The sequence below is a fragment of the Hansschlegelia quercus genome (assembly GCF_004310425.1).
Classification (GTDB): domain Bacteria; phylum Pseudomonadota; class Alphaproteobacteria; order Rhizobiales; family Methylopilaceae; genus Methylopila; species Methylopila quercus.
Genome location: NZ_SIUB01000003.1, coordinates 473,560 through 497,861, shown reverse-complemented (window position 1 = coordinate 497,861; position 24,302 = coordinate 473,560). Strand labels below are relative to the sequence as shown.

Here is a 24,302-nt window from a genome sequence, read left to right as displayed (position 1 = left end):
TCGCTGTGATTCAGCCCGACAGGGGCGTCGCGTCAGCCCTTGTCGAGCCCGTATAGCGAATGCAGCGTTCGCACGGCAAGCTCGGCATAGGCGGAGTCGATCAGGACCGAGATCTTGATCTCCGACGTGGTGATGGCGCGGATGTTCACGCCGCGCTTGGCAAGCGCCTCGAAAGCCTGGGCCGCAACGCCGGCATGGCTGCGCATTCCCATGCCGATGACCGACACCTTGCAGGCGTCGGCTTCGGTGTTGAGGGTCGCGAAGCCGATCTCCGCCTTCTTGGCGTTGAGAATGTCGAGCGCCCGCGGCTGATCGGCGGTCGGCAGCGTGAAGGTGATGTCCGTCGTCTTGCCGTCCTCCGAAATGTTCTGGACGATCATGTCGACGTTGATCGAGGCCTCCGCCAGCGGGCCGAAGACGCCGGCGGCAACGCCCGGACGGTCCTGAACGCGCCGGAGGGTGATCTGAGCCTCGTCCTTCGAATAGGCGATGCCGGTGACGACCTGCTGTTCCACGATCTCGTCCTCGTCGCAGATGAGAGTGCCGGGCGGCAGACCGCCGGGACCCGACTGTATGGCGTCGGCTGCGTCGAAGCTCGACCGCACGAAGACGCGCACCTTGTGCACCATGGCCATCTCGACCGAGCGCACCTGAAGAACCTTGGCCCCGAGCGAGGCCATCTCCAGCATCTCCTCGAAGGCGATCCTGTCGAGGCGCCGCGCCTGCGGCACGATGCGCGGGTCGGTCGTGTAGACGCCGTCGACGTCCGTATAGATGTCGCAACGGTCGGCGTTGATCGCTGCGGCGACCGCGACGGCCGAGGTGTCCGATCCGCCGCGCCCGAGCGTCGCGATGCGGTTGTCCGGGCCGATGCCCTGGAAGCCTGCGATCACCGCGACCTGCCCATCGCTCATCCGCGAGATCAGCGTCTCGCCATCGATCGAAGCGATTCGCGCCGAGCCGTGCGCAGCGTCGGTGCGGAGCGGGATCTGCCAGCCCTGGAACGAACGGGCGGTGACGCCCATGCTCTGGAGCACGATCGCGAGCAGCCCGGACGTCACCTGCTCGCCGGAGGCGACGATGGCGTCATATTCGCGCGCGTCGTGGATCGGCGAGGCCTCGCGCACCCAGTCGACCAGCTGGTTGGTCGTCCCCGCCATCGCCGAGACGACGACCGCGACCTCATGTCCGGCGTCGATCTCGCGCTTCACATGGGCCGCCACGTTGCGGATGCGTTCGACGGTCGCGACGGAGGTGCCGCCAAACTTCATGACGATGCGGGACATGGAATTACGCGCGGCTTTCGAGTCTGGCTGGCCGCGTGAAAGGTCCGCCGGCCGAAAACGCGGCTATATAGCTTGGCGGTCGGCCGCGACACAACGCAGTCCGCAGCATTTTGGGCCAAGGAGATGGAACATGCGTCAGGCGGGAGGGGTGAGCCTCGACGCGGACGAAGTCGCCCGGTTCGACGCGCTGGCATCGCGGTGGTGGGACCTCGGCGGCCCGATGAAGCCGCTGCATCGCTTCAACCCGGCCCGCGTCGGCATCTTCCGCGACGCGATCACGGCCCGATTCGGCCGGGACGCCCAGGCGATGCGCCCGCTCGACGGGCTGACGCTGCTCGACGTCGGCTGCGGCGCCGGCGTGCTGGCCGAACCCCTCGCCCGCCTCGGCGCGACGGTCTCGGGCGCCGACCCCGCGCCGGAGCTGATCGCGGTCGCCGCCGCGCATGCGGACGACCAGGCGCTCTCGATCGACTATCGCGCCACGACAGCGGAGGCGCTGCTGGAGGCCGGCGAGGTTTACGACGTCGTCGTCGCCTCGGAGGTCGTCGAGCACGTGAACGACGTGCCGGGCTTCGTCCGGACCCTGTCCGGCCTCGTGAAGCCCGGCGGGTTGCTGCTGCTCTCGACCATCAACCGCACTCTCGCCGCGCACGCGCTCGTCATCGTCGGCGCGGAATATGTGCTGCGCTGGCTGCCGAAGGGCACGCATTCCTACGACAAATTCGTGCGGCCGGAAGAGCTGCGGGCCGCGTGCGAGGCCGCCGGGCTGGAGCCGACGGATATGCGCGGGATCAAGTTCGACCCGCTGCGGAATGCGTGGCGCGAGAGCGGCGATACGCTGGTGAATTACACGCTGGCGGCGGCGAAGGCGGATTAGCGGGTCTGCGCGCCGCCCTTCAGTTCGCGTCGTCCGGAAAAATCGGCAGCGGCTGAACGGCGATGCCTTCCTCGATCAGCGCCTTGGCCTCGTCGGCCGTCGCGCGGCCGCGGATGGCGCGTTGCTCGACCTCCTCGGCGTGCATCTGGCGGGCGACTTCCGGAAAACGCTCGCCGACATCCTCGGAGGTCGCGGTCACATGCCGCTTGATCTCCCGCAGCATCTCGCGGAGCCGCAGATCGCTTCCAAGCGCGACTTCGGACGTCGGGGCCGCGACCTCCTTGCGCTCGCGTGTGGCGACGGCGGGGGCCATCAGCGCCTTGGCGACCGACTCCGAACCGCAGACGGGGCAGGACAGCAGCCCTCGCCCGGCCTGCGAATCGTAGTCGGACGACGAGCGGAACCACGCGTCGAAGGAGTGCCCGGCGTCGCAGGCGAGATCGTAGCGGATCATTGGACGGTTCAGCTCGCCGCGTCGCGGATTGCGGTCGGCTCACTCGACTCCGGCGCGACGCCGAAGCGGCGGCCGTTCTCGAGCGATGGGATGCGCTTGCGGGTCTGCGGTGATTTGTCGAGGTCGATCTCGGCGAGGATAACGCCGGGCTCCTCGCCGCCTTCGGCCAGAACCTTGCCCCAGGGGTCGATGATCAGGCTGTGGCCGTACGTCTCCCGGCCGTCCTCATGTTTGCCGCCCTGGGCCGCGGCGACGACGAAGGAGCCGGTCTCAATCGCGCGGGCGCGCAGCAGCACATGCCAGTGCGCGGCGCCCGTTTGCTGGGTGAAGGCCGCCGGCGAGGCGAGCACCTCCGAGCCGTGTTCGGCGAGCGCCCGGTGCAGCAGCGGGAAGCGCAAATCGTAGCAGATCGTCAGGCCGAGTCGCCCCCAAGGCAGCAGCGTCGACACCGCCTGCTCTCCCGGTCGGTAGGTCTCGGATTCGCGCCAGCTCTCGCCGTCCGGCAAATCGACGTCGAACATGTGGATCTTGTCGTATCGAGAGATGATATCGCCGTCGGGGTCGATGACGAGCGCCCGGTTCGCCGCGCGCTCGCCTTCAAGCTTCACCGCCACCGAGCCGACATGGAGCCAGACGCCCGTGGCTCGCGCGAGCTCCTGGAAGGCCGCGACTTCGGGAGAGACTTCTTCGGGCATAATGGCGGCGAACAGCTCGGCCCGTGAGCGCACGAGGATGTTGGTCATCTCCGGCGTCTGGACGTAATGCGCGCCTTGTTCGGCAGCCTCGCGCACCATCCGCGCCGCATCGTCGACGTTCTTCGCCACCGTCTTGCCGGACCGCATCTGCACGCAGGCGGCGACGAAGCTTCGGCCGGATTCCGCCATCAGGCCGCCAGCAGCGGATCGAGGCCGCTTGCGCGGTCGAGCGCGTAGAGATCGTCGCAGCCGCCGACATGGCGTCCGTCGATGAAGATCTGCGGCACGGTCGTGCGCCCGCCGGCGCGATCGATCATCTCGGCGCGTCGCTGAGGCTCGCGCTCAATGTCGACCTCGTCGAACGCGACGCCCTTCTTCCTCAGAAGGTCCTTCGCCATGTGGCAATAGGGGCAGGACTGGCGCGAGTAGATCGTCACTGAAGGCATGTCAGCCTCGCCGGTTCGAGATATTCCGGGACGATATAGAGGTTCACCCGTCCTTCACAACAAGGGCGAAGACCAGCACATCGACCGATTCTGCGCCCGCCCGGCGCACCAGCCGGGACAGGCGATCGACGGTTGCCCCCGTCGTCAGCACGTCGTCGACGATCACGACCCGCCTGCTTTTCAGGGCCGCGGCCGCGCCGTCGGCGAGCCGGAAGGCGCCGGCGAGGTTCGCGGCGCGCTCGGCCGCGGTGAGGCCGACCTGCGGCCGCGTCGGCTTGACCCTGAGCAACAGGTCGGTGCGGAGCTCCGCGCCCGAAAGCCGCGTCGCCTCGCGGGCGAGCAGCGCCGCCTGGTTGAAACGCCGGCTCCACAGCCGTCCGCGATGGAGCGGGACCGGCAGGATCACCGCCCCGGGACCGAGAAGTTCCGCGCCTGCCCGCGCCATCATGCCGCCCAGCGGCCGGGCGAGATGAACTCCGTCCGCGTATTTGAGCCGGTGGACGAGCTCCCGCGCCGAGCCGTCGAAGCGCGCGACCGCCCGCGCCCGATCATAGGCCGGCGGGTTCGCGATCGCCGCGGGCGACAGCAGGCCCGGTCCGTAATCGGCGGGGAACGGCGTGCCGAGCCGCTCGCAATAAGGCCGCTCGATCGGCTGCAACACGCTCCAGCAGCCCGCGCACAGACCGCCGGAATCGATGACGGGCTTTGAACAAGCAAGGCATTGCGGCGGCAGGGCGAAGTCGAGCACGACCCTTGCAGCGACGCCAAAGGCACGGGATGCGCTCGCAATGACGGGGCTCGCGAAGGCCATCGCAACCGGGCTCGCTCTGGACTAAACGGAGTGTCCGCTTGGTCGCAGGGAGCCGTCAATGTCCGCGCTGAAAACGATCCTCGGCGATTTCGTCCGCATCGGATCGCTCACGATCATCGACGCCAAGGGGCGCTCGCACACGCTTTCCGGCGCGCCAGGCCCGACGGTCACAATCCGGCTACACGACAGCAAACTGCACCGGCAGCTGCTGCTGAAGCCCGAGCTCTACACGGGCGAGGCTTACATGGACGGCCGCCTCACCATCGAACAGGGCAGCTTGCGCGACCTGCTCACCATCTACGGCCTCAACCGCACCAGCCTTCGCGCCCAGCCGATCCAGAAGACGCTGCGCGCCTGGACCAAGCGCTTCAAGCGCTTCGCTCCGAAGAACGACGCCAAGCGCTCGAAGGAGAACGTGGAGGCGCATTACGACCTGTCGAACGAGATGTACCGGCTCTTCCTCGACGAGGGCCTGAACTATTCCTGCGGCTACTATCGCTCTCCGAACGACACGCTCGAACAGGCGCAGGTCAACAAGCTCCGCCACATCGCGGCGAAGCTCGACCTGAAGCCTGGCCAGCGCGTGCTGGACATCGGCTCGGGCTGGGGCTCGATGGCGATCTATCTCGCGGAAGCCTGCGACGTGGAGGTGCTCGGCGTCACGCTTTCCACCGAACAGCATCAGCTTGCGACCGAGCGGGCGGCCGAACGCGGCCTGTCTAATCGGGTGCGCTTCGAGCTTCGCGATTATCGCGAGGTTCAAGGCAAGTTCGATCGCATCGTCTCTGTCGGCATGTTCGAGCATGTCGGCGTGAAGAACTATCCGGCCTTCTTCGAGACCGTGAAGAGCCTGTTGACCGAGGACGGCGTCGCGCTGCTGCACACGATTGGCCGCAAGGGCGGACCGGGCTCCACCGGCGCCTGGGTCCAAAAATACATTTTTCCGGGCGGCTACTCGCCTGCGCTTTCCGAGGCGACGACCGCGATCGAGGGCGCGAAGCTCTGGATCACCGACATCGAGATCTGGCGCATGCATTACGCCGAGACCTGCCTCGCCTGGGGCGGCCGTTTCGCCGCGAACCGCGACAAGGCGGCCGCGCTGCTCGGCGAACGGTTCTGCCGGATGTGGGAGTTCTATCTGCTGATCAGCGAGTTCTCGTTCCGCTACGGCAAGCACGTCGTCTTCCAGATCCAGCTCACCAAGGACGTCCACGCGCTCCCGCTCGCCCGCGATTACATGGGTCAGACGGAGACGCGGTTCGAGGCCGGCGAGCGCGAGTGGGCGGCGTAAGGCCTTGAGCGCCGCTCCGCGGCTGATCGACCGCGCGGCGCTGCGCGCAAGGCTCGCGCGCTCGGCGGCCGCAGGCGGGGGGCCGGACTTCCTGCGCCGCCGCGTCGCCGAGGATCTTGCCGACCGGCTCGCCGCGACCCTGCGCCCGTTTCCAATGGCCCTCGACCTTGCCTCGTCCGGACCTGAAATCCTCGAACTGCTCCGCCCGCGGGACGGAGTTGCCGCCTTTCGCGCAGGCGCGGCCGGTCAGGCCGGCGCGGCGGCGCTGGTCGATCCCGACGCGCTGCCCTTTGCGGCGGAAAGCCTCGACCTCGTGGTCTCGTCACTCGCGCTCCATCTCGTCGACGATCTGCCGGGCCTGCTCGCGCAGATCCGGCGGAGCCTTCGGCCTGACGGGCTGTTCCTCGCGGCGCTTCTCGGCGGCGACACGCTAACGGAGCTCCGCCAGTCCTTCGCCGCGGCGGAGGCTGAGATCGAAGGCGGCGCCGGTCCGCGCGTCGTGCCCTTTGGCGACGTCAGGGCGTTCGGTGGGTTGCTGCAGCGGGCGGGCTTCGCGCTGCCGGTGACGGACGTCGACCGCGTGACAGTGCGTTATCCCGATCCGCTCGCCCTGATGCGCGACCTTCGCGCCTGGGGCGCCGCCAACATGCTGGCCGAGCGCCGCCGGACGCCGCTGAAGCGCGCCACGCTGGTGAGGGCGATCGAGGTCTACGGAGAGAAGTTCGCCGACGCGGACGGCCGCGTGAGGGCGACCTTCGAGATCATCTGGCTGTCAGGCTGGGCGCCGCATCCCGACCAGCAGAAGCCGCTCAAGCCCGGCTCGGCCACGACGCGGCTCGCGGACGCGCTGGGCGTGAGGAGCGGAGACGGGGCGGCGTCGTAGGGGCGCATGCAGTCCTCAGAACGCCGCCAGGACCTTCTGGTAGAAGTTGACGTTGAGCGACGTGCCGGCCGAGAATATCAGAGCCGAGGCGGCGACGGAGATGCCGACGGCGATCATGGCGTATTCGATCGCAGTCGCGCCGCTGTCTTCGCGCAGCAGCCTGCGAATAAGGCCAGTCCGCTCCGGCTTCGTCGTCATCGTCTTCCGGCCCCCGCCCGTTCAACGCGACCGGAAGCCTGACGTCAGAGCAGGTCGACGAGGTGCGCGATGAGCGGCTCGTCGGCCGGCGGCATCGGAAAGTCGCGGAGCCGTTCCGGGCGGACCCAGCGCGTCGCCTGACCTTCCTTGCCGGTCACGATCCCGTCCCACCGCCGGCACACGTAAAGCGGCATCAACAGGTGGAAGGTTTCGTAGGCGTGGCTTGCGAAGGTGAGCGGCGCGAGACATGGCTCCTTGACCGCGATGCCGAGTTCTTCGGCCAGTTCCCGGATCAAGGTTTCTTCCGGCCGTTCGCCCGGCTCCATCTTGCCGCCGGGAAACTCCCAGAGCCCCGCCAGCGTCTTGCCTTCGGGCCGTTGCGCGATGAGCACGCGGCCGTCGACGTCGACGAGGGCGCAGGCGACGACCAGAACGAGTTTTGGCTTCACGTCCGCAGTCGTCATTATGCCGGACGCTCGTAAAGGATGCGTTGACGGAGGGGCCGAAGGTTCTGGATTCTCAAGAGCGATAGTCGGCGTTGATCGCGATGTAGCCTTCCGTCAGGTCGCAGGTCCAGACCCGCGCCTTGCCGGTGCCGAGCCCAAGCTCGACCGCCACCGTGATCTCCTCGTTCTTCATGTAGGCGGAGGCGACGGCCTCGTCGTAATCGGGATCGCGCGCGCCGAGATGAGCGACGCGGACGTCGCCGAAGCGGATCGTCAGAAGGTCGCGGTCGGCGGGTTCGCCGGCCTTGCCGACCGCCATCACGACCCGGCCCCAGTTAGCGTCCTCCCCGGCGATCGCGGTCTTCACCAGCGGCGAGTTGGCGATCGACAGCGCGATCTTGCGGGCAGACAGGTCGCTCTCGGCGCCCTCGACCTCGACGGTCACGAATTTGCGCGCGCCCTCGCCGTCACGCGCGACGAGCTGAGCGAGTTCGATCAGCAGATCCTCGAACGCGGCCTTGAAGCCGTCCAGCGCCGGGTCGGACGCATTCTCGATCTCATTGACGGCCTTGCCTGTTGCGAAGGCCAGCAGCGTGTCGGAGGTCGAGGTGTCGCCGTCGATCGTCACGCAGTTGAACGAGCGCTCGACCGCATCGCTCAGCACCGCCTGCAGCGCCGTCGGCGCGATGGCCGCGTCGGTCGCGATGAAGGAGAGCATGGTCGCCATGTCGGGCGCGATCATCCCAGCGCCCTTGGCGATGCCGTTGATCGTTACGGTTGCGTCGCCGATCCGCGCCGTGCGGGTGGCGAGTTTGGGGAAGGTGTCGGTCGTCATGATGGCGCGAGCCGCGGCCTCCCAGGCGCCCTCCTCGCCATCGGCGGCGAGCCGATCCATCACCGGGCCGAATTTCGAGGCGTCGAGCGGCTCGCCTATGACGCCGGTGGAGGCAAGGAAGATCTCGCTTTCCGAGCAACCGAGGGATCTGGCCGCGAGTTCGGCCGTCAGCTTGGTCGCCTGCCGGCCGGTCGCGCCCGTAAAAGCGTTGGCGTTACCGGAATTGACGACAAGCGCGCGGATCGAGCCTCCGGCGAGCCGCTCCCGGCACCATTCGACCGGCGCTGACGGGCAGCGCGACCGGGTGAACACCCCGGCGACCGCGGTTCCTGGCTCGAAGACGGCGAGCAGCACGTCGGTCCGGCCGGCGTAGCGGATGCCGGCCTCTGCGGTCGCCATGCGCACGCCCGCGATCGGCGGCAGCGCGGGGATCGATTTGGGCGCGAGCGGAGAGACGGCGGTCGACATGGGCTTTACCTCGAAGCGCGTAGCGCGTGAGGCTTACAGACTCGGCATGACGAAGGAAACGCGCGAGGCGCGCCTTCGCCGCTGTCTCCTCCCCCGCTTAGCGGGGAAGGATCGAGAGCGGCGCTTCGCACGCAGTCCTCCTCCGCGACGAGGAGGGGGAGCATGCGCAGCATGGTGGAGGAGGCCCTGCGGCCTCCGGCGAAGTTCAGCTTACTTCGGCGCGTCAGCCTGCGGAGCGGCCGGGGCTTCGACGCCAGGCAGCGGGACCGGCGGAGCGGAGGGCTTACCGGCGTCGGTGCGCTCGATCTTGGCGTCGTTGCGCAGCTTCAGCACCAGATCCTGCTGCGCGGTGCGCACGACGTAGTTCTCGATCTGCGGACGGACCTGCTCGAACGGCGGCACGGGACGGGTGCGCTTCTCGTCGATCTTGATCACGTGGTAGCCGAACTGCGTTTTCACGGGGTCAGAGACCTTGTTCGGCTCGAGCTTGAACGCGACCTCTTCGAAGGCCGGCACCATCTGGCCGCGGCCGAAGAAACCGAGATCGCCGCCGCGCTTCGCCGAGCCTGGATCAATCGAGACGTCGTTCGCGACCTTGGCGAAGTCCTCGCCCTTGGCGAGCCGCTCCTCGACCTTCTTGGCCTCGTCCTCGGTCTTCACGAGGATGTGGCGCGCATGCACCTCCTCCTCGGGCTTCATGTTCTTGGCGGTGTCCTCGTAGAGCTTGCGCATGCGCTCGTCGGTGACGGCGGCCTTCGCCTCCTTCTGGAGAAGCTCCTCCATCAGAGCGCGGTCCTTGAGGTAATCGAGCCGCTTCCTGAACTCGTCGCTGTCGCCGAGCTTGGCCTTCTCGGCCGAGCGCGCCGCGAGCTTCAGGTCGATCAGGTAGTTCAGCGCGTAATCCTTGCGCTGGTCCTCGGTCATCGAGGCCATCGACTGCTCAAGATCCTCGGTCGCGACCGCGACGTCGCCTGCAGTCACCGGCTGCCCGTCGATGGTGGCGAGCACCGTCGAGGGATCAAGCGGCGCCGCCTTGGGCGCGGCGGCGGCGGGAGTGTCCGCCGGCGGCGGTGTCTGCGCCATGGCTGGAGCGCCCGCTGCGAGCAGGAGGGCGAGCGTCGCGCCGAGCGCGGCGCGCTGCCGGCTCGCAAGGCGGGAGAATGTCATGAAGACCATCCGTTTTGAGCGTCTACGCGCCCCCGATTGGCGCGGGAAGATGTGGGAAAGGCCTTGGATTGACAAGCCTCCGGCCCCCTCTTATCTCGGTCCTTGGCCTATGCCGCGTAAGAAGCGCCTCGGAAAAGAACGAATTTCTAGGTAGACGCGGCCCCTCGAGACCGTCTAACGGCGGGCTCGAGCAGCGGCGTCCGGCTCTTGGTCGGTCCAGGTCCTAATCGAAAGGTTGCCTCATGTTCGGCGGTCTCGCCCGACGCCTGTTCGGCTCATCCAACGAGCGCCGCGTGAAGGCGCTGCGCGGTCGCGTCGAGGCGATCAACGCGCTGGAGCCCGAAATCTCCGCGCTGACCGACGAGGAGCTCAGGGCGAAGACCTCCGAGTTCCGCGAGCAGATCGCCGCCGGCGCCTCGCTCGACGACCTGCTCGTGCCCGCCTTCGCCGTGGTGCGGGAAGCCGCCAAACGCGTGCTCGGCCAGCGCCATTTCGACGTCCAGCTGATGGGCGGCATGACGCTGCACGAGGGCCGTATCGCTGAGATGAAGACCGGCGAGGGCAAAACGCTGGTCTCGACGCTCGCGGCCTATCTCAACGCGCTGTCGAGCAAGGGCGTCCACGTCGTCACCGTGAACGACTATCTCGCCCAGCGCGACAGCGGCTGGATGGGCCGCGTCCACGGCTTCCTTGGCCTCTCGGTCGGCGTGATCGTCCACGGCCTCGACGACGACGAGCGCCGCGAGGCCTATGCCTGCGACATTACCTACGCGACCAACAACGAGCTCGGCTTCGACTATCTGCGCGACAACATGAAGTACGACGTCCGCGCAATGGTCCAGCGCGGCCACGCCTACGCGATCATCGACGAAGTAGATTCGATCCTGGTCGACGAGGCGCGCACGCCGCTCATCATCTCCGGCCCGATGGAGGACCGCTCGGACCTCTATGTCGCGGTCGACGCCATCATCCCGCAGCTGATCGACGAGGATTACGAGGTCGACGAGAAGCAGCGCACCGCGACACTGACCGAGGCCGGCAACGAGCATATCGAGCGCCTGCTCGAGGCCGCGGGCATGCTGAAGGGCGACAATCTCTACGACGTCGAGAACGTCACCGTCGTCCACCACGTCAACCAGGCGCTGCGCGCCCACAAGCTGTTCGCCAAGGATAAGGATTACATCGTCCGCGGTGACGAGGTCGTGATCATCGACGAGTTCACCGGCCGCATGATGCCGGGCCGGCGCTATTCGGAAGGCTTGCACCAGGCGCTCGAGGCGAAGGAGCGCGTGAAGATCCAGCCCGAGAACCAGACGCTGGCCTCGATCACGTTCCAGAACTATTTCCGCATGTACTACAAGCTCTCCGGGATGACTGGCACGGCGCTGACCGAGGCCGACGAGCTGCTCGACATCTACGGCCTCGAGGTCGTGGAGATGCCGACCAATCTGCCGGTCGCGCGGCTTGACGACCACGATGAGGTCTACCGGACCAACGCCGAGAAGGAAAAGGCGATCATCGAGCTGATCCGAGACTGCCGTGAGCGTCGGCAGCCGATCCTCGTCGGCACCACGTCGATCGAGAAGTCCGAGCAGCTCTCCGAAGCGCTGAACCGCGCCAAGATCCCGCATCAGGTGCTGAACGCGCGCTACCACGAGCAGGAGGCGCATATCGTCGCCGACGCCGGGGTGCCGGGCGCGGTGACGATCGCGACCAACATGGCCGGACGCGGCACCGACATCCAGCTCGGCGGCAATCTCGAGATGCGCATCGAGCGGGAGCTCGGCGAGGTCGAGGACGGTCCGGAGCGCGATGCCCGCATTGCCGCTATCAAGGCCGAGATCGCCGAGAAGAAGGACGTCGCCAAGAACGCCGGCGGCCTGTTCGTCGTCGGCACCGAGCGGCACGAGAGCCGCCGCATCGACAACCAGCTCCGCGGCCGCTCCGGCCGTCAGGGCGACCCCGGCCGCAGCCACTTCTTCCTGTCGCTGCAGGACGACTTGATGCGCATCTTCGGCTCCGCCCGCATTGACGGCATGCTGCAGAAGCTCGGCATCAAGGAAGGCGAGGCCATCATCCACCCCTGGGTGAACAAGGCGCTCGAGAAGGCCCAGAAGAAGGTCGAGGCCCGTAACTTCGACATCCGCAAGAACCTTCTGAAATACGACAACGTCATGAACGACCAGCGGAAAGCGGTGTTCGAGCAGCGGCTCGAATTCCTATCCGCGGAATCGATCTCCGCGCCGATCGCCGAGATGCGTCACGACGTAGTCGAGGATATCGTCTCCAAGCACATCCCCGAGAACGCCTACCCCGAGCAGTGGGATTCCGCAGGCCTCGAAGAGGAAGTCCGCGAGCTGCTGAACCTCGACCTGCCGATCGTCCAGTGGGCGGCGGAAGAGGGCATCGCCGACGAGGAAATCCGCGCCCGCTTGATCAAGGCCGCGGACGACGCCGCCGCCGAGCGCGCCGAGCGCTTCGGGCCGGAGGTCACGACGCAGATCGAGAAGGCGGTGCTGCTGCAGACCCTGGACCATCTGTGGCGCGAGCATCTCGCGACGCTAGACCATCTGCGGCAAGTCGTCGGCCTGCGCGGCTACGCGCAGCGCGACCCGCTTAACGAGTACAAGTCGGAAGCCTTCGAGCTGTTCCAGGCGATGCTGGGACGCCTTCGCGAGACGGTGACGGCGCAGTTGATGCGGGTCGAGCTCGTCCAGTCCCCGCCGCCCTTGGCGGACGAGGGTCTGCCGGAAATGCAGGCCTCTCATATCGATCCGAACACCGGCGAGAACGAGTTCGCCTTCGCCGGAGCGGCTCCGGCCGCCATCGCCGCCGATGCGGCGCTCGCCGCGGTCGGCGTCGACCCGAACGATCCGACGACATGGGACAACACCCCGCGCAACGCGGCCTGCCCCTGCGGATCAGGCAAGAAGTTCAAGCACTGCCACGGCAAGTTCGCGTGAGCTGAGACGGCGCTGAGGGGCTGCGGCCCTTCGGCCGATAAGACTCGTGGGTACTCGATCGCGTCGGTCGGCGCGATCTCAGACGCCCGCTCACCTCTTCGGTCGTCCCGGCTCGATTGCCGCTGCATTTCAAGGAAGAACGACACGGACGACCGTCGGCCCTAAACGTCGCGGGATCCGGCATTCCGCTAGAGATGACGGGGCGTCGCGACGCCAAGCGCCGTGCTTGAGACAAATCTCATTCGGCCGCTTGCGGCGGCCACCGTCTCCCGCGGGCGGGAGAAGGAAGAGGCGCCGCCGCTTCTTTGAGATCATAGAACGCGATATCTCCACCCCCTCTCCTCCTTCAGGAGAGGGTAAGGGCGGGGGCGGCTCAGAACAGAACGTGCTAGCGGCTACGACTTGCCGTCATCTCCCCGACCTGATCAGAAGATCTATCTCGGGCGTGGAGTTCAGGGCCGGACGTGGATGGTCCGGTCAAGCCGGACCCTGACGCCTTCGCTTCAGGGCCGGATCGACGCTTCGCTGCCCTGATATGACAGGAATGTCGAGGCCACGCGCGCGTTGGGCTTCTTCGGCTGAGCGTCCGCCGAGCGCTTCTTCATGGGCTCGGCGGGAGGCGATGGTGGCGCGGAGGCCGGGATGACCGCCGGCGGCTGAGCCGCCTCCGCCGCGGGTTCGGGCGCTCCGCCGAACACGCCCTTCAGCCAGCCGCCCACACCCGAAGGCTTGGCGGCAGGCGCAGGACCGACGGAAGAGGCCATCACCGGCGCCTGATCGATCGCGATTTCGCGCGGAGCGTCGCCGGGCTTACGGGCCGCCGCAGACTTTGCGACCAGAACCGGGGCCGGCTTCGCAGCCGCGACGACGGCGACCGGCCCCTCGACCGGCGCAGGCGCGGGCTTCTCGCTCGCGAACATCTGGGCGAAGAAGCCGCCTTCGACCTTGGTCGTCGGCTGTCCCTCAGTCGCAGTCACAGGCGCTGTCAGCGCCACGGGCGCAACGCTCGCCATAGCGACGCTCTGGCGCACGACCGGACGCGCCGTCGTCGAGCCGGTGGCGGCTTCCGGAGTCGCGTCGGCGGACGCCGAGGCGGCAGGACCCGGCTGCCCGGGAATTGGCGAAATGGCGGCCAGCATCACAATCGGCTCGTCGAGCTTGCGGCGCATACGGCCATCCTGCGCGACGTATTCCGGCGCGGGCTGCTCCTTCTTGGAGAGCTGCGCGATCAGAATGTCGTCGGCGCGCTGCTTCGCCGCGACCGCCTTAGCGATCTGCGGCTCGACCTGATAGCTCGGGCAGGCTGCCGTGGGCTCGAAAGTCGAGAGCGGGCCGGGCATCCCGTCGAACACGTATTTCTTGCCGCAGGAATCCACCTTCGGCTCGAGCTTGGTGACCTCGAAATGGTCCGAGCCCTGCTTGAGGTTCTTCCAGAAGGCAATGTTCTCGTTGTTCCGGCGGCGCGCCATGTTCTGCGCGGTCATGCGGAACGGCAGCGCCTGCACCTGGAACGCCTTCTGCCCGCCCGCGAAGGCGTTCTGCGCCAGCGCGTAAATCTCGCCGATCTGCTCGTCGGTCATGGCGTAGCAGCCGGCAGACAGGCAGTCGCCATGCATCATCACGTGCTGGCCGCTGCGGCCGAGCGCGCGGTCATAGGCGTTGGGATAGCCGATGTTGAAAGAGAGGAAGTAGTTCGAGCGCGGGTTCATCTGCGCCGGGCTGACCGAATAGAAGCCCTCCGGCGCCTGCTTGTCGCCCTCCTTCTTCTTCGGCCCTAGCTTCCCCGAAAAACGGCAGATGTCGTAGGACTTGAGCAGCGCGTAGCGTCCGTCGGCCTTGCGCTTCTTCCAGACCTCGGCCTTCGACTCTTCCTTGTAGATGCGCAGCAGGATCGGGTCCTGCCGCGACATCCCCTTCTCGGTCATCAGCGAGACGGTGGCCGCGGACAGCTGCGGCGTCGGGCGTGAGGCGACGGTCGCCTGCTCGCTCTTGCAGCCGGCGAGCGCAAGCGCTGCGACCAGTCCGACCATGGCGAGCGCGGCGCGCGCAGCGAACATGGAGGCTCCCCCGAAACACGTTATGAACGGTAAGTTAGCGACAGCTAATGACGATACTCTTACGCAAAGGTTACTGCAATAAGAGGAAGTCCTTACCAGCCGGGGACCGCGTCTAGAGGCCGCGGCCGATCGCCAGGAACTTCGCGCGCCGTTCCGCCCGGACCTCCTCCGGCGAAAGCGCCATGAGCCTCGCCAGCGCGGCCGAGATGGCGTCGCCCGTCGCGGCGATCGCCACGTCCGGCGCGCGATGGGCGCCGCCGAGCGGCTCCGGCACCACGTCGTCCACCACGCCGAGCCGAAGGAGGTCGGACGAGGTGATCTTCATCGCGGTCGCCGCGTCCTGCGCCTTGGCGGCGTCGCGCCACAGGATGGAGGCCGCGCCTTCCGGCGAGATCACGCTGTAGATCGCGTGCTCCAGCATCAGCACCGCGTTCGCCGTCGCGATCGCGATCGCGCCGCCGGAGCCGCCCTCGCCGATCACCACCGCGACGTTCGGGACGGTGAGGTTGAGGCAGGCCTCGGTCGAGCGCGCAATCGCCTCGGCCTGGCCGCGCTGCTCGGCGTCGATGCCGGGAAAGGCGCCCGCCGTGTCGACCAGCGCGATGACGGGCAGGCCGAAGCGGTCAGCGGTCTCCATCAGGCGGATCGCCTTGCGGTAGCCCTCGGGCCGCGCCATGCCGAAATTGTGCTTGAGGCGGCTTTCGGTGTCGGCGCCCTTCTCTTGGCCGATCACCATCACCGGCTCGCCGCGGAAGCGGCCCAGGCCGCCGATGATCGCCTCGTCCTCGGCGAACAGCCGGTCGCCGGCGAGCGGCGTGAAGTCCTCGATCAGCCCCTTCACGAAGTCGACGAAGTGCGGCCGGTTCGGGTGGCGCGCGACAAGCGTCTTCTGCCACGGGGTGAGCGCAGCATAGAGCTCCTTCAGCGCGGCGTCGGACTTCGCCTCCAGGCGCCGGACGTCCTCGTCGATCGCGACGCCGTCGCCGTTCTCCCCGAGCGTGCGGAGCTCGGCGATCTTCGCCTGAAGCTCGGCGACGGGCTTTTCGAAATCGAGATAGCTTTTCATGAAAACGAGCTCCGCGCCGTCGACGCCGGGACGGTGGCGGTGGTCCTGCGAAGCGCGCGCACAGTTGGTCGGGGGCGCGACGAAAGTCAACACGCGACGCGCCCGACGACCTGTCGTATCAGCCATCGCCCAAGGGATGCAGGTCGCGGACCATCGCTCGCGCGCGCTCATCCAGCACATGCGTGTAGATCTGCGTGGTCGCGATGTCGGCGTGGCCGAGCATCTGCTGGACGGCGCGCAGGTCCGCGCCGTTCTGGACGAGGTGGCTGGCGAAGGCGTGGCGCAGTACGTGCGGGCTGACCTTGGCGGGCGACAGGCCCGCTCTTGCGGCAGCGCTCTTCAGTTCGCGCGCAAAAACCTGGCGGGCCAGATGGCCGCTCTCGCTGGGCGCGGGGAACAGCCACGGCCCCTCCGCCTCGCGTCCGCAGTCTTTCAACGCCGCGAGGTAGTCGGTCATCGCCTGCTTCGCGAGCGGGGTCAGCGGAACGAGGCGTTCCCGGTCGCCCTTGCCCTTGACCGCGACGGCCGACGCGCCGGCGCGCGCAGCCGAGCGCGGCAGGCCGACGAGTTCGGAGACGCGAAGGCCTGCGCCGTAGGCGAGTTCCAGCAGGCAGGCGAGACGCGCGGCGCGCATCCGCGCCATCGGCGTCGGCTCGGGGCCGGGATCGCCCGCGGCGGCGATCAGCCGTTCGAGGTCTGACACGGCCAGCGACTTCGGCAGCGGCCGCCCCCGCTTCGGGCCGTCGAGCGCCGAAGTCGGGTCCTCGGTACGGTAGCCGTCGGCGTAGAGGAATTTGTGAAGCTGACGCACCGCCGAGAGCTTTCGGGCGGCTGAGGAGGGCTTGAAGCCACGCTCCGCGAGGTCGGCCATATGAGCGCGCACGTCGTCGGGACCGGCGCCGGCCGGATTGGTCCCGCGCGCTTTCAGGAAGGCGACGTAATCCTCGAGGTCGCGGGCGTAAGCGTCGAGCGTGTTCTTCGCCGCGCCGCGCTCTGCGCTCGCCATCTCCAGAAAGGCGGCGACGTGGGAGCGCGCGCTCGTCGGCGAAGGTCTCACTGGGTGGATGTCGCGCCGCCGTCGAGCGCGGCGTCGGTGCCGGCGGTGCGCGGCAGCGGGGCCGCGGCGGTCGCCGCCGGGGGCCTTAGCCGGGCGGCCGGGATCGTCACCGTCATCTCGCGCGGGCGCGGGGTGACGAAGGTCGCCAGCGCGTAAACCGCGCCGAAACCGACGGCGACGAGGACGCCGACGAATGTCAGGAACCTGATGAGGCTCGGCATGGCTTTTGTTCTCAAGCGGACCTTGCGGGCCGCCCTTCCCCCCGGTGACCAAGATCATCACGACCGGGCGCGTCGGGCAACCGTCTAAGATTGTATGCCAGCAACCTTAGGAATAGGTTGCGCCGCCTTGTACGGGACCCAAAGACCACGCCGCCGATGACCGCGATGCGACAGATCGAGGATGACGACGCGCCGACGCCCGAGCGTCCGGCCGATCGCGCGCCCGCGCTCCGGGACGCCGTGCGCGCAGGACTCGGGCAGAGATCGATCGTCCTGGTCGGCATGATGGGGGCCGGTAAGACGTCCGTCGGCCGCAGGCTGGGGGCTGCGCTCGACGTGCCCTTCGTCGACGCCGACGCCGAAATCGAGCAGGTCTCGCAGATGTCGATTCCGGAAATCTTCGCGCGCCACGGCGAGGCCTATTTCCGCGCCGGCGAGACGCGGGTGATCGCGCGCCTGCTGGGTCAGGGCCCGAAGGTGCTGGCGACCGGCGGCGGCGCCTTCATGAACCCGGAGACGCGCCAGCGGATCGCGGAAGCTGGGATTTCCGTCTGGCTCAAGGCCGAGATCGACGTGCTGATGAAGCGCGTGCGCAAGCGCTCGAACCGACCGCTGCTCGCCTCCCCGGACCCGGAGGCGACGCTGCGCGGGCTGATCGACGCGCGCTACCCCACCTACGCGCTCGCCGACCTCACCGTGATGTCCCGCGACGCGCCCCACGAGCATGTGGTCACGGATCTGATCGAGGCGCTCGCGGCGCGGTTTCGGAATACGCAGGAGGACGCTCTATGACGCCCGACGTCGCGCAAGACGAACGCGTCCGGGTGGATCTGAGCGACCGCTCCTATGACATCCTGATCGGCGGCGGGCTTCTCGCCGAGGCTGGTGCGCGGATCGCGGCGCTCGGCGCGCACACGGTCGGCGTGGTCACCGACGAGAACGTCGCCAACCTCCATCTTCAGACCGCGCTCGGTTCGCTGAACGCCGCGGGACTCAAGGCCGAGACGATCGTCGTGCCTGCGGGCGAGACCTCGAAATCCTGGGAGGTCCTTGGCCGCGTGGTTGATGGGCTGATCGCGGCGCGCGTCGAACGCGGCGATGTCGTGCTGGCGCTCGGCGGCGGGGTGATCGGCGACCTTGCAGGCTTCGCCGCGGCGATCGTGCGGCGCGGCGTGCGCATCGTGCAGGCGCCCACCAGCCTCCTCGCGCAGGTCGACAGCTCCGTCGGCGGCAAGACCGGCGTGAACTCGCCGCGAGGCAAGAACCTGATCGGCGCCTTCCACCAGCCGAGTCTCGTTCTGGCGGACGCAGGCGCGCTCGATACGCTGCCCGCGCGCGAATTCCGCGCCGGCTATGCGGAGGTCGTGAAATACGGGCTGATCGACGATCCCGCCTTCTTCGGCTGGCTGGAGGCGAACCACGCGGGCGTCTTCGCGGGCGGGCCCGAGCGCACGCGGGCGATCGCCACGAGCTGCCGCGCGAAGGCCGCGGTGGTGGCGCGGGACGAGCACGAGCATGGCGACCGCGCGCTGCTCAATCTCGGCCACACCTTCGGCCACGCGCTGGAGGCGGAGGTCGCCTATGACGGCGAACGGCTGGTCCATGGCGAGGGCGTCGCGATCGGCATGGCGATGGCGTTCCGCTTTTCGGCCAGCCTCGGCCTCTGCTCCCTGGCCGATGCGGCTCGGGTGACGGCGCATCTCGCAGCGGTCGGCCTGCCCGTCTCGCCACGAAAGATCCCCGGCGGCGTCGGCGGCGCAGAAGCGCTGCTCGCGCATATGCGGCAGGACAAGAAGGTCGAGCGCGGCCGGCTGACCTTCATCCTCGCGCGCGGCATCGGAAAGAGCTTCGTCTCCCGCGACATCTCGGAAGACCAGGCGCTGGCGTTCTTGGAAAGCGAGCTGGGCTGAGGCCCCTACCCCTTCGGCCGCCGCGCCCAAGGCCGGGTTCCGGCCGGAATTTCGCCCTGCCGCGTCGAACTCATCGGCTGGTAGTAGAACGGCACATCGGGCCACTTGCCCTCGGCGAGCTGCTTGCGCGTCACCGGGTTCGACACCTCGAAGGCGTCGATCCCGCAGCGGCGCATCAGCGGCATCTGGTCGATCAGGACGTCGCCCGTCGCTCGGATCTCGCCCGAAAAACCGTAGCGCTCGCGCAGGATGCGCGCCGTCGACATCGAGCGGCCGTCGGAATATTTCGGAAATTTCAGCACGACGAGGGAGATGCGGCCGAGATGGGGCGCGAGCTCCTCGATCGCCTCGCTGGGCTCCACGACCACTCCGAGCGGCGCGTTGCGCGCGGTCAGCGTGTCGCGCTCGGCGAGGAAGCGCTCGAGCGGCAGGATGGCCGGCCCGTCGCTGACGGCTTCCTCGGGGCCGATAAGGCTCCATTCGTCCGCCTGGAAGCGGCTGTCGCGCCAGATGGGCAGGTCTTCGGCAGGTTCGGTCATCAGATCCCCGTCATCCCGGACGCTGTGGGCGCCGATCGGGATCGCTATCAGAAATAAGGCGGCAAAAGCGCTTGGCCGCCTCTTGATCCTCCCTTGCGCAGCGGGCGAGGAGGACCGCGTCAGCGGTTGAGGGGGCGGGCTCGACGTCGAAGGTCGGGGCCCAAGCCTCCTCCACCATGCTCCGCATGGTCCCCTCCTCCGCGATGCGAAGGAGGATCAAGATCAGATGCCGCTGCCCTCGGCTTCCGGCGCGATCGGCATGTGGATGCCGCACTCGGTCTTGTCCTTGCCGCGCCAACGGCCGGCGCGCGGATCTTCGCCCGGCTTCACGCGGCTGGTGCAGGGCATGCAACCGATTGAGAGGAAGCCGTGCTGCACCATGGGGTGCGCGGGAAGATCGTGCGCGACGCGGTAATCCTCGACGTCTTTCGCCGTCCAGTCCGCGAGCGGGTTGACCTTGATGCGCGTCCCATCCGCCTCGAATACCGGGAGTTCGGCGCGAAACGCGTTCTGAAAACGCTTGCGGCCGGAGATCCAGGCCGGGAAGTCGCCGATCGCCTCGGCGAGCGGCTCCACCTTGCGAATCCGGCAGCACAGGTCCGGGTTCGACTGCCAGAGGAAGTTCTCCGGGTCGAGCCGCGCCAGCCGCTCGGGTTTCGGGCCGATCGTGCGGACATCCGTCAGGCCGAGGCGCGCCGCCAGGTCGTCGCGATAGGCGAGCGTCTCCTCGAACAGCATGCCGGTGTCGATGAACAGCACCGGCGTCGCCGGGTCGATCTTCGCCACAAGGTCGAGCAGCACGGCCGAATCGGCGCCGAAGCTCGAGACCAGCGCGATACGCCCGTGAAACAGATCCGCGATCGCCGCGTGAAGAATCTCCTGAGCGCCCGCGCCGCGATAACGGCGCGCGAGATTGGCCGCGAGCGAGGTCGCGCGTTCGGCCGCCCTCGTCTTGTTGACCTCGAGCGGAGACGCGCGTGGCGGCAGCGTCGGCCGCATCTCGGCAGGGGCGGTCGGGGCGGGACGCCCCACCCAGTCCGCGGCGGGGCGCGGCGCGTCCAGCGTCAGAAGTTCAGGCCGCTGCTCCATAGAGCGCCTCCTTGAACGGTTTCTGGCCGAGCCGGCGGACTGCGGAGAGGAAGGTCTCATCCGGGCCTTCGCGCAGCTTCAGATAGGTGTCAACCACCGTCTCCACGGCGCCGGCGACCTCGTCTTCCCTGAAGCCCGGGCCGACCAGCGTGCCGACCGACGCTGTCTCGTCGCCGGAGCCGCCGAGCGTGATCTGGTAGACCTCCTCGCCCCGCCGATCGACGCCGAGCAGGCCGATATGGCCGACATGGTGATGCCCGCAGGCGTTGATGCAGCCCGAGATCTTGATCTTGAGCTCGCCGATCTCCTGCTGGCGCGCGGGATCGGCGAAGCGCTTCGACAGATCCTGCGCAAGCGGGATCGAGCGGGCGTTGGCGAGCGCGCAATAGTCGAGGCCTGGGCAGCAGATGATGTCAGTGACGAGGCCAGCGTTGCCCTCGCCCAAAGCGTGCTCCTTGAGCGCGGCGTAGAGCTCCGGGAGATCGTCGAGCGCGACATGAGGCAGGACGAGGTTCTGCTCGTGGCTGACGCGGATCTCTGACTGCGAGTACCGATCCGCGAGGTCGGCGACCACGTCCATCTGCCTGTCGGAGGCGTCGCCCGGCACCTGCCCGATCGCCTTGAGCGAAACGGTAACGACGCCGTAGCCCGGCTGCTTGTGGGCGACGACATTGTTCTTCGCGAACGTCGCCAGCCCGGCGTCGAGGATCTTGGCGCGCTCAAAGGTCTCGGAACGCGCCGGCTTCTCGGCAAGATCGGGCGCGGCGAAATAAGCGGTGATGCGCTCGATCTCCTCGTCGGGAAGGCGCAGCAGCTCGGTCTTCTTCACCTCGACGAATTCGGCCTCGATCTGGCGGGTGATCTCCTCGGCGCCGGTCTCGTGCACGAGGATCTTGATGCGCGCCTTGTACTTGTTGTCGCGTCGTCCGTGCAGGTTGTAGACCCGCATGATCGCCTCGCAATAGGCGAGCAGGTCTTCTTCAGCGAGGAAGTCGCGCACCTTGTGGGCGATCATCGGCGTACGGCCCTGCCCGCCGCCGACAAACACGGCGAAGCCGATCGCGCCGTCCGGCCCGCGCTTCAGCTCCAGCCCGATGTCGTGGACCTGGATCGCAGCGCGGTCCTTCGGCGCGCCGGTCACGGCGATCTTGAACTTGCGCGGCAGGAACAGGAATTCGGGGTGGATCGACGACCACTGCCGCAGGATCTCGGCGTAAGGCCTGGGGTCGGCGACCTCGTCGGCCGCGGCGCCGGCGAAATGGTCGGTCGTGACGTTGCGGATGCAGTTGCCCGACGTCTGCAGCGCGTGCATCTCGACCGAGGCGAGGTCGGCGAGGATCGCCGGGATGTCCTTCAGCGCCGGCCAGTTGAACTGCAGGTTCTGGCGCGTCGTGAAGTGGCCGTAGCCGCGGTCATAGGTGCGCGCGATGTGCGCGAGCATCCGCACCTGCCGAGAGGACAGTGTGCCGTAGGGCACCGCAATGCGGAGCATGTAGGCGTGGAGCTGGAGATAGACGCCGTTCTGCAGCCGGAGCGGCTTGAACTGGTCCTCGGTCAGTTCGCCCGAGAGGCGGCGCTCGACCTGGTCGCGAAACTGGTCGACGCGAGCGGCGACGAAGCCATGGTCGAACTCGTCGTAGCGGTACATTGTCTCAAAGCTCCTCAGGCGCCGGTCGGACGCCAAAGCTCGGGATGGATCGTCGGCCCCTCGGCGCGGATCTTTTCCCGCAGCCGGAGCGCGACGAGCGCGCCGCCCTGTTCGGCGACGTCGATCGGATAGGCCTCGACCACGACGCGGTCGGTTTCAGCCGCCTTCGCGATCTCCAGGGCGGAGGCGAGCGCGTCATCGCCCTCGATACGGCGCGCCGCGCCGAGACGCTCGGTCCAGCCGCCGTCGGGAGCGAGATAGACGACGACGCCGTCATCCAGCCGGTTGGCGGTGACGATCTGCGTCGCGGCCCGGGTCTTCGCCGCAGATTTCTGGATCGGAGCTGACATTATAACCGTGTCTCTTCAGGCCGCCCGGATGGTCTCGGACGCAGCGAGCGGCTCCGCGACCTCGAAGGAGGCCTGGCGCAGAGCGTCGCCTATCAGAATAAGCACGGGCCCCTCCAGGTCGCCGCGCAGATTGAGCGCGGCGAGGCCCGAGAGACGGCCCGTCAGGATGCGTTCGTCGGCGCGCGTGGCGTTCTCGATCGCGACGACCGGCGTGTCGGGCGACAGTCCCGCCGCGGCCAGTCTGTCGGCGACCGAACCGGCGACCGAGCGGCCCATATACACGGCCACGGTCGCGCCCTGAAGAGCGAGTTGCGCCCAATCCGGCAAAACCTCGCCGGCGAGGTCCTGACCGGTCGCGAAGATGAGGCTGGAGGCGACGCCGCGGAGCGTCAGCGGCGCCTGCGCCGAGGCGGCGGCCGCGAGCGCGGCAGTGACGCCCGGCACGACTTCAAAGGAGATCCCGGCCTGCGCGAGCGCCGCCATCTCCTCTCCGGCTCGGCCGAACACCATAGGATCGCCGCTCTTCAGCCGCACGACCCGGCGCCCGGCCTTCGCCTCGCGGACCAGAACGGCGTTGATCTCGTCCTGAGAGGCCTCGTGATATCCTTTGCGCTTGCCGACCGAGATGCGCTCGGCGTCACGCCGTCCCATCGCGATGACCGCGTCCGGCACGAGCGCGTCGTGCACGATGACGTCGGCCTCCTGCAGGACACGCTGCGCGCGCAGCGTGAGAAGATCGGTGGCGCCGGGACCGGCCCCAACCAGCCATACGAAGCCGCCGAGGTCGGGCGCGGCCTGCATCAGCCGGGCGGCCTCTTCGCTCGCGCCGACGAGATCGCCGGACAAAGCGCGCGCCGCGACGGGACCGTCGAAGACTTTCGCCCAGAACCGCCGACGCGCTTCGCCGAACGGCACCATGTTCGCGACCGCCTCGCGCATGCCCTCGGCGAGCGCCGCGAGGTGGCCGGTCTCGGGCGCCAGCATCGCCTCGATCTTCGCGCGAAGGTGCCGCGCCAGGACTGGCGCCGCACCCTCGGTGCCGATCGCAACCGCGAGCGGCGCGCGATTGACGAGCGCGGGCGTCGTGAAGTCGCACATCTCCGGCCGGTCCACGACGTTGACGGGCACCCGCGCAAAGCGCGCAGCCTCGAAGACCAGCCGATCCGCCGCCTCGTTCTCGGTGGCGGCGAACGCCAGTACGACGCCTTCAAGATGAGAGGGATGGAACGCTTCCCGCAGGATCTCGGCGTCGAGACGCGCGGCGTCTTCAAGCAGTTCGCGTCCCGGATCTTGCGCGACGATCTTCAGGCGCGCGTCGGTCTCTCCGAGCAGGCGCGCCTTGGCGGCGGCCGCAGGACCTTCGCCTACGATCAGGACGGTCCTTCCAGACACCTTCTGGAAGACCGGGAAGGATGTGAGCCGCGCCATAGCTTTCAAGTCGCTCCGAGCAGCGGCGACAATGGTATTTCACGTCACTCGGCGCAAGTCCTCGGTTTATTACATTCTAAACGCGTTTAATGCGGCGAAGTCCCTGGCCGACGGCGT

24 protein-coding genes are annotated in these 24,302 nt (G+C 68.1%); 6 read left to right on the top strand and 18 right to left on the bottom strand.

What is annotated here, in order from left to right; translation table 11 throughout:
- Positions 1 to 32: 32 nt before the first annotated feature.
- Complete coding sequence (locus EYR15_RS09400; RefSeq protein ID WP_131003253.1) at positions 33 to 1,286, bottom strand: aspartate kinase; 1,254 nt, start codon at positions 1,284 to 1,286, stop codon at positions 33 to 35.
- A gap of 130 nt (positions 1,287 to 1,416) precedes the next feature.
- Here EYR15_RS09400 and ubiG point away from each other — a divergent pair, with 130 nt between their 5' ends.
- The gene (gene ubiG / locus EYR15_RS09395) at positions 1,417 to 2,163 is read left to right on the top strand and encodes a bifunctional 2-polyprenyl-6-hydroxyphenol methylase/3-demethylubiquinol 3-O-methyltransferase UbiG (RefSeq protein WP_131003252.1); all 747 of its coding nucleotides are present in this window, start codon (positions 1,417 to 1,419) and stop codon (positions 2,161 to 2,163) included.
- A gap of 19 nt (positions 2,164 to 2,182) precedes the next feature.
- On the opposite strand, the gene EYR15_RS09390 is transcribed toward ubiG, so the two are convergent.
- From EYR15_RS09390 to EYR15_RS09375, 4 genes are read right to left on the bottom strand one after another with little or no spacing between them, the layout of a single operon-like run.
- The gene (locus EYR15_RS09390; protein WP_131003251.1) at positions 2,183 to 2,617 is read right to left on the bottom strand and encodes a DUF1178 family protein; all 435 of its coding nucleotides are present in this window, start codon (positions 2,615 to 2,617) and stop codon (positions 2,183 to 2,185) included.
- An 8-nt stretch (positions 2,618 to 2,625) separates the two neighbouring features.
- Positions 2,626 to 3,501 carry a carbon-nitrogen hydrolase family protein gene (locus EYR15_RS09385; protein WP_131003250.1) on the bottom strand — a complete coding sequence of 292 codons (876 nt, stop codon included), beginning with the start codon at positions 3,499 to 3,501 and terminating at the stop codon, positions 2,626 to 2,628.
- On the bottom strand, positions 3,501 to 3,758 hold the full coding sequence (gene grxC / locus EYR15_RS09380; RefSeq protein WP_131003249.1) for a glutaredoxin 3: 258 nt from the start codon (positions 3,756 to 3,758) through the stop codon (positions 3,501 to 3,503). The genes EYR15_RS09385 and grxC overlap by 1 nt, the downstream gene beginning before the upstream one ends.
- Before the next feature lie 43 nt (positions 3,759 to 3,801).
- Complete coding sequence (locus EYR15_RS09375) at positions 3,802 to 4,569, bottom strand: ComF family protein (protein ID WP_131003248.1); 768 nt, start codon at positions 4,567 to 4,569, stop codon at positions 3,802 to 3,804.
- Positions 4,570 to 4,627: 58 nt separating this feature from the next.
- Here EYR15_RS09375 and EYR15_RS09370 point away from each other — a divergent pair, with 58 nt between their 5' ends.
- Positions 4,628 to 5,860, top strand: coding sequence for an SAM-dependent methyltransferase (locus EYR15_RS09370; protein WP_131003247.1), 1,233 nt, complete (start codon positions 4,628 to 4,630; stop codon positions 5,858 to 5,860).
- A 4-nt stretch (positions 5,861 to 5,864) separates the two neighbouring features.
- Entirely contained in the window at positions 5,865 to 6,743 is an 879-nt protein-coding gene (locus tag EYR15_RS09365) for a methyltransferase domain-containing protein (protein WP_131003246.1), read from the top strand.
- Positions 6,744 to 6,758: 15 nt separating this feature from the next.
- Here EYR15_RS09365 and EYR15_RS09360 read toward each other — a convergent pair whose 3' ends face one another.
- The 4 genes from EYR15_RS09360 to EYR15_RS09345 form a co-directional block, all read right to left on the bottom strand.
- The gene (locus EYR15_RS09360) at positions 6,759 to 6,941 is read right to left on the bottom strand and encodes a Flp family type IVb pilin (RefSeq protein ID WP_131003245.1); all 183 of its coding nucleotides are present in this window, start codon (positions 6,939 to 6,941) and stop codon (positions 6,759 to 6,761) included.
- Between the two features lie 44 nt (positions 6,942 to 6,985).
- Positions 6,986 to 7,405 (bottom strand): (deoxy)nucleoside triphosphate pyrophosphohydrolase, encoded by a 420-nt coding sequence (locus EYR15_RS09355; protein WP_131003244.1) that lies wholly within the window; start codon positions 7,403 to 7,405, stop codon positions 6,986 to 6,988.
- Positions 7,406 to 7,460: 55 nt separating this feature from the next.
- Complete coding sequence (gene argJ, locus EYR15_RS09350; RefSeq protein WP_131003243.1) at positions 7,461 to 8,690, bottom strand: bifunctional glutamate N-acetyltransferase/amino-acid acetyltransferase ArgJ; 1,230 nt, start codon at positions 8,688 to 8,690, stop codon at positions 7,461 to 7,463.
- A gap of 210 nt (positions 8,691 to 8,900) precedes the next feature.
- Positions 8,901 to 9,857, bottom strand: coding sequence for a peptidylprolyl isomerase (locus EYR15_RS09345; RefSeq protein WP_131003242.1), 957 nt, complete (start codon positions 9,855 to 9,857; stop codon positions 8,901 to 8,903).
- A gap of 242 nt (positions 9,858 to 10,099) precedes the next feature.
- Here EYR15_RS09345 and secA point away from each other — a divergent pair, with 242 nt between their 5' ends.
- Positions 10,100 to 12,820 (top strand): preprotein translocase subunit SecA, encoded by a 2,721-nt coding sequence (gene secA, locus EYR15_RS09340; protein ID WP_131003241.1) that lies wholly within the window; start codon positions 10,100 to 10,102, stop codon positions 12,818 to 12,820.
- A 503-nt stretch (positions 12,821 to 13,323) separates the two neighbouring features.
- Here the strand turns inward: secA and EYR15_RS09335 are convergent.
- The 4 genes from EYR15_RS09335 to EYR15_RS09320 form a co-directional block, all read right to left on the bottom strand.
- Positions 13,324 to 14,877: a L,D-transpeptidase family protein gene (locus tag EYR15_RS09335; RefSeq protein WP_131003240.1), complete on the bottom strand. Its 1,554-nt coding sequence runs from the start codon at positions 14,875 to 14,877 to the stop codon at positions 13,324 to 13,326.
- A gap of 112 nt (positions 14,878 to 14,989) precedes the next feature.
- Positions 14,990 to 15,943, bottom strand: a complete 954-nt coding sequence (locus tag EYR15_RS09330; protein WP_131003239.1) for an acetyl-CoA carboxylase carboxyltransferase subunit alpha — start codon at positions 15,941 to 15,943, stop codon at positions 14,990 to 14,992.
- A gap of 118 nt (positions 15,944 to 16,061) precedes the next feature.
- Positions 16,062 to 17,000, bottom strand: a complete 939-nt coding sequence (locus EYR15_RS09325; RefSeq protein WP_280987208.1) for a site-specific tyrosine recombinase XerD — start codon at positions 16,998 to 17,000, stop codon at positions 16,062 to 16,064.
- On the bottom strand, positions 16,997 to 17,221 hold the full coding sequence (locus tag EYR15_RS09320; protein WP_131003238.1) for a hypothetical protein: 225 nt from the start codon (positions 17,219 to 17,221) through the stop codon (positions 16,997 to 16,999). The genes EYR15_RS09325 and EYR15_RS09320 overlap by 4 nt, the downstream gene beginning before the upstream one ends.
- A gap of 156 nt (positions 17,222 to 17,377) precedes the next feature.
- On the opposite strand from EYR15_RS09320, the gene EYR15_RS09315 reads away from it, so the two are divergent.
- On the top strand, positions 17,378 to 18,013 hold the full coding sequence (locus tag EYR15_RS09315) for a shikimate kinase (RefSeq protein WP_131003237.1): 636 nt from the start codon (positions 17,378 to 17,380) through the stop codon (positions 18,011 to 18,013).
- Positions 18,010 to 19,131, top strand: coding sequence for a 3-dehydroquinate synthase (gene aroB, locus EYR15_RS09310; RefSeq protein ID WP_131003236.1), 1,122 nt, complete (start codon positions 18,010 to 18,012; stop codon positions 19,129 to 19,131). The genes EYR15_RS09315 and aroB overlap by 4 nt, the downstream gene beginning before the upstream one ends.
- A 5-nt stretch (positions 19,132 to 19,136) precedes the next feature.
- Here aroB and EYR15_RS09305 read toward each other — a convergent pair whose 3' ends face one another.
- The 5 genes from EYR15_RS09305 to cysG form a co-directional block, all read right to left on the bottom strand.
- Positions 19,137 to 19,670 (bottom strand): DUF934 domain-containing protein, encoded by a 534-nt coding sequence (locus EYR15_RS09305; protein WP_131003235.1) that lies wholly within the window; start codon positions 19,668 to 19,670, stop codon positions 19,137 to 19,139.
- A 222-nt stretch (positions 19,671 to 19,892) separates the two neighbouring features.
- Positions 19,893 to 20,669, bottom strand: coding sequence for a phosphoadenylyl-sulfate reductase (locus EYR15_RS09300; RefSeq protein WP_131003300.1), 777 nt, complete (start codon positions 20,667 to 20,669; stop codon positions 19,893 to 19,895).
- A gap of 73 nt (positions 20,670 to 20,742) precedes the next feature.
- Positions 20,743 to 22,407 (bottom strand): nitrite/sulfite reductase, encoded by a 1,665-nt coding sequence (locus EYR15_RS09295; protein WP_131003234.1) that lies wholly within the window; start codon positions 22,405 to 22,407, stop codon positions 20,743 to 20,745.
- A gap of 14 nt (positions 22,408 to 22,421) precedes the next feature.
- Positions 22,422 to 22,757 (bottom strand): DUF2849 domain-containing protein, encoded by a 336-nt coding sequence (locus tag EYR15_RS09290; protein ID WP_131003233.1) that lies wholly within the window; start codon positions 22,755 to 22,757, stop codon positions 22,422 to 22,424.
- Positions 22,758 to 22,772: 15 nt separating this feature from the next.
- Positions 22,773 to 24,185: a siroheme synthase CysG gene (gene cysG, locus EYR15_RS09285; protein WP_131003232.1), complete on the bottom strand. Its 1,413-nt coding sequence runs from the start codon at positions 24,183 to 24,185 to the stop codon at positions 22,773 to 22,775.
- Between the last annotated feature and the right edge of the window lie 117 nt (positions 24,186 to 24,302).